The sequence below is a fragment of the Anabaena sp. UHCC 0253 genome, assembly GCF_009712085.1.
Classification (GTDB): Bacteria; Cyanobacteriota; Cyanobacteriia; order Cyanobacteriales; family Nostocaceae; genus Dolichospermum.
Window position 1 is genome coordinate 11262 of the sequence record NZ_VILD01000017.1, and the last position, 5321, is coordinate 16582.

Sequence of the window (5321 nt, forward strand, 5' to 3'; positions counted from 1 at the left end):
AATTTAACGGAGGAACGTGAAAAGATTGTCAGGTATTTAGGAAGGAGTTGTAGTAAATATTATCTAATTATTTGATGAGAGTTTATTAGACCAAAAAAGATGTAGATAGTGATCGATAAAATTAGTAAATAGAAATTTTTAGCAAAGAGTGAAAATATTTTTTGCTGTAATTGTCATGTTTATTTAAGCCGAAATGACTATTTTAATTGAGAGAGAGAATCTATTTTAAAACCTAGCGAAATTAATTTCGGTAATATTCTCTATTTTTTGGTAGATAAAGTTAAACTCAACCAGAAAAATTAGGTAAATAAAATTTTCCTGGCTGGGATTTTTCAAAAATATCAATAATCTGAGTTACATCTGCGGAATGTGGGTTTTTAATAATGCCCGTGAAGGTTCAATTACCAAAGCGTTCATCAGGAATTTGTTGGAATTAAGGCGATCGCCCAAGCATACTTTTGTATTTGGTCAATCAATTCCCCGCTCATGTCATAGTTTGAGTTTTCAAGCCTTGACCTTATGCTTGCGTCAATTGGCTGCTGTTTGCGTGCGAGATGTGGAAAGCCATCAACGTTTAACTGCATCTGGCATCCCAGCAATTTTATCTTTTGATGCAGCATTTACTTTATCCGTGAGTGAGCAAGCCAAAGACCTAGCTAAACAACTGTTAAAAACACTGGAAATTCAACCAGAATCAGCAGCTTTGATTTCTCTGCGTACCTTTGATTCCATGTATCGCCATGATAATGAGCAGTTTCAAAGGCAACTTGTATCCTTAAGTCGGAAATTCTGCCAACAGGGATATCAACCTGTATTGCTGATTCAGTCTCAAGCTTACGGCGCTGATAATGACTTGGCTATGGCAAGGGAAATAGTCCAACAAGTACCGAAGCTGAAAATTTTTAACCCCTTTGCTTTTACGCATCAATTACCTAACTGGGAATTGGTAATGGGTGCATTAGCTATTTGTCGTTTGATTGTAGCAATTAGATATCATACATCAGTTTTAGCCTTGGCCAGTGGTCGAGTTCCCTTTAACTTGTACTACTCAAATAAAGGTAAAGATTTAACAAAACGCTTACAAATTCCTGGTTGCAGCTTGGAAGAATTTAACCCAGATATTCATCTTGATGCGATCGCTGCTACCTCTGCTATTAACTTTGACCATGAAGCAATTCGTCAACAGGTCAAAAAAGATTTTCAAAACTGCTATAGCCGAGTCATTGGTTAAACCCTTAAGTTGCACATTGAGGTAGATGAGGGAGAAGTTTCTACCTATTTAAAAATGAAGAAAATAAAAATCTATGAAACCAAAAATTTGCCATTTTGTAGGCGGTAAAGGCATGGGTTGGACTGGTGGCATTAAAGCCACATTAAAAAGTTTAGAAATGTCCTGGCTGTCGGAAAAATTTGAGTTTATTACTGAGCCTTTATCAGCAGCATCTTCTGTGATCTCAAAACAACACCCTGACGTGATTGTAGTTCATGGTGCCTCCTCCTGGCGGGGGTTATTTCCGCTATGGAAACTACGACGTTCAGCCAAGTTAATTATTAATGAACATCACTACAGTGCAGGTTTTGAAGCCTTTAATGTGCCGTCAGTGAATCGGTTTCATGGAATGTTAAAACTGGCTTATGGGATGTGCGATCGCTTAGTTACTGTTTCCCAAGGACAGCAGAATTGGATACTCAAAAACCAATTAGCGCCGGCTGACAAAATTAGTGTAATTCCGTTCTCCAGATTGATTGAACCCTTTTTCAACATTTCCCCCAAACCGAGATTGTCAGATCAACCATTTATATTAGGTGCTTATGGGCGATTTTCCCACCAAAAAGGCTTTGATATTTTGATTGATGCAGTTAAACAAATTCCCGGTTCCAGAATTCAATTACAAATTGGTGGAACAGGAACAGACGAAGACAAATTAAAACAATTAGCTGCTAACTGTCCCAAAATTGAATTTGTGGGACGCATTGATGATGTCCCTGCTTTTTTAAGTCAGTGCGATGCTGTGGTTATTCCCTCCCGTTGGGAACCTTGGGGTAATGTTTGTTTAGAAGCTAGGGCTGCTGGTAAACCAATTATTGCTTCAGCAGTGGATGGTTTGAGTGAACAAATTCAAGATTTTGGCCTACTTATTCCCTCAGAAAATTCTGTAGCACTAGCTAAAGCAATTCAGGAATTAGTCAATTTACCTGCGGACAAATTAGCAGAAATGGGACAACAGGGAAAAGCTTCAGCCATCAATTCTTGGCACAATTACTTATCTAATTGGGAAGGGTTGCTGGAGGAATTGACATGAAAACAATAGCCCAAACTTTATCCTCCTTCAAAAAAGACCGCTTTATCCGCAACATTGGCTGGATGGGGGCTTCTGAATTAGTCATTAGAGTATTTCGTCTTATTACCACAGTCATTCTTGCTCGTTTTCTCAGTGCAGAAGATTATGGTTTAGCTGCCATTGTCTTGATGACTTTTGAATTTATTCGTGTCTTCACCCGCAACGGTATTGCTGACAAAATTGTGCAAGCAGAAGCGGAAGAAGTGGAAGAGTTATGTCGTACTGCTTATGGGTTAAACTGGGTAATTGCCTTAGTTTTATTCATAGTTCAATGTTTGGCATCATTAGCGATCGCACAATTTTATAATAATTCCCATCTCATTGTTCCTATCTGTCTCATTGCCATTACTTACCTAATTTATCCTCTGGCAATGGTACAAACAGCCTTAATTAGAAGAGAAAACCGCTTAAATATTCTCGCCCTAATTAGTTCAGTCCAAGTATCTACAGATAATGTACTGACGGCAATTTTCGCCCTCTCTGGTATGGGAATGTGGTCAATTGTTTTACCGAAGTTTTTAGTTGCACCGATTTGGATTATTCTCACCTTTAAATATCATCCTTGGCGGATGACCAAATCTTTAACATTTGATAAATGGCAACAAATTACATCCTTTGCTAGTCGGGTACTTGGCATTGAACTACTAACAATATTTAGAGAAAATATTGATTATCTTTTAATTGGTAGATTTGTCGGTGTGGAAGCTTTAGGAATTTATTATTTTGCTTTTAATGCCGGATTAGGAATTAGTTTAAGTGTAATTAATGCCATCAGGGTTTCACTATTCTCTGACCTCTGTGATCTCAAATCTCAGACAGAGTTATTTACCCAACGCTATACCCAAAGTCTCCGCAAAATAGCTGTGATGATTTTACCTTTGGTGGTGTTGCAATCTAGTTTAGCTTCCTTCTATGTTCCCCTAATATTTGGGCAAAAATGGGTAGAAAGAGGCGCAGTACCAATCTTAATCCTAATTTGTATTTCGGCTTTATCTCGTCCCTTTGCTGATGCTGCTTCTTTAATGTTTCGTGCTTTTGGCCAACCAGAAATTGAATTGCGTTGGAATCTCTTGTTTACTGCTTGTTTAGCTACTGCTATTTGTGTCGGTACAAACTGGGGAATTTTGGGTGCTGCGGTGGCTGTGACATTAACACACCTGACTTTGCAACCAATATATACGTTATGGGCAACTTTGCAAAAATTACCTAAATTCTTGCAGGAGGTAAATCCATGACAAATATTAACCCAATGGTGTCAGTAATTATTCCCGCTTACAATGCTGCTCAGTTTCTACCAGCAGCTATAACATCTGTTCAACGACAAACTTGCTCTGATTGGGAATTATTAATAATAAATGATGGATCTACGGATGACACAGTTGCAGTTGTCAGACAATATCAAGAAACAGATAATTGCATTCATTTAATTCATCAACTAAATCAGGGAGTTTCTACGGCTCGTAATTTAGGAATTGAAAAAAGCAAAGGTCAAATTATTGCTTTTCTTGATGCTGATGATCAATGGTTTCCCGATAAACTTCAACAACACCTGCAACATTTTCAATCTCATCCCCGTTTAGGAGTGAGCTTTTCGCAAGTCGAAATACTCAACCAATCAGGTGAACCAACTGGACAGGTTTCGAGTTCTCGTTTAACTGATTTAAAACCAGAATATTTACTATCAGAAAATCCCACCACTACTACTTCTAATTGGGTAGTTCGTAAGGAAGTATTTGCTCAAGTGGGAGGCTTTTCTCCTGATATGAGTTATTCGGAAGATTTGGAATGGTTACTGCGGGTAATTTGCACTGGTGTTTGGGAAATTGCGGGGATAAACCAGGTATTAACTCGTTATCGTACCAGTTCTGCTGGACTGTCATCGAATTTGTATCGGATGGAAACTGGTTGGAATCAATTGGTGGAAAAGGCGAAAATTTATGCTCCACAATTGGTTGAAAATCATTTTGCTTTGGCTCAAGCTCTGCATTTACGTTATCTGGCTCGACGGGCTTTTCGGTTGAAGTTACCGGCTGCGGTGGGGGTGGATTTTATGAGTCGTGCTTTGGTTTCTGATTGGCGTTTGTTGTTTCATCAGCCGCGACGAAGTTTATTGACTTTGGTTGCTGTGTTTGGCTCTTTGGTGATGGAGAAGATTTTTTTCACGCAAAGGCGCAAAGAAAGAAATTAATTAAAAACTAAAAAACTCCTGTCTCTTCTCTTTTTCCTACTGTCACCTGTCACCTGTTCCCTGTCACCTAATTAATATCATGCCTAAAATATCTGTGATTATTCCTGTTTATAATTCTGAAAAAACGGTTGCTGAAACCCACATTCCGCAGATGTAACTCAGATTATTGATATTTTTGAAAAATCCCAGCCAGGAAAATTTTATTTACCTAATTTTTCTGGTTGAGTTTAACTTTATCTACCAAAAAATAGAGAATATTACCGAAATTAATTTCGCTAGGTTTTAAAATAGATTCTCTCTCTCAATTAAAATAGTCATTTCGGCTTAAATAAACATGACAATTACAGCAAAAAATATTTTCACTCTTTGCTAAAAATTTCTATTTACTAATTTTATCGATCACTATCTACATCTTTTTTGGTCTAATAAACTCTCATCAAATAATTAGATAATATTTACTACAACTCCTTCCTAAATACCTGACAATCTTTTCACGTTCCTCCGTTAAATTGCTCATTTGTTTTTGTCCATTTATGATTACCAAATGTACAGCCTGAAACATCTGAAATACCCACCTCATTGTCGGTTTATTTGTGATTTTATTGACTTGATTTCTAATCCCATCATCAAATTTAGCTAATTCTTGCCTTAATTTTCTTTGTGCAAGATTATAGACTAACAAGCACAATCCCATTATCATTGCTATTGATTCTACTCTTTCAGGAGTTTTTTACAAATACGCTTGATGTAAAAACAAACGGGTCTTTTAAAAATCTAAATCCTCTCTCGTT

General features: G+C 37.3%; 4 protein-coding genes. All 4 read left to right on the plus strand.

What is annotated here, in order from left to right; genetic code table 11:
- The first annotated feature begins 367 nt into the window (after positions 1–367).
- Positions 368–1231: a polysaccharide pyruvyl transferase family protein gene (locus FJR38_RS26565; RefSeq protein WP_254449596.1), complete on the plus strand. Its 864-nt coding sequence runs from the start codon at positions 368–370 to the stop codon at positions 1229–1231.
- A 73-nt stretch (positions 1232–1304) separates the two neighbouring features.
- Complete coding sequence (locus FJR38_RS26570) at positions 1305–2303, plus strand: glycosyltransferase family 4 protein (RefSeq protein ID WP_168499111.1); 999 nt, start codon at positions 1305–1307, stop codon at positions 2301–2303.
- A complete protein-coding gene (locus FJR38_RS26575) occupies positions 2300–3577 on the plus strand; it encodes a lipopolysaccharide biosynthesis protein (RefSeq protein WP_168540554.1) in 1278 nt (425 codons plus the stop codon). The genes FJR38_RS26570 and FJR38_RS26575 overlap by 4 nt, the downstream gene beginning before the upstream one ends.
- Complete coding sequence (locus tag FJR38_RS26580) at positions 3574–4530, plus strand: glycosyltransferase family 2 protein (RefSeq protein ID WP_168499115.1); 957 nt, start codon at positions 3574–3576, stop codon at positions 4528–4530. Before FJR38_RS26575 ends, FJR38_RS26580 begins: the two co-directional genes overlap by 4 nt.
- Positions 4531–5321: the final 791 nt, after the last annotated feature.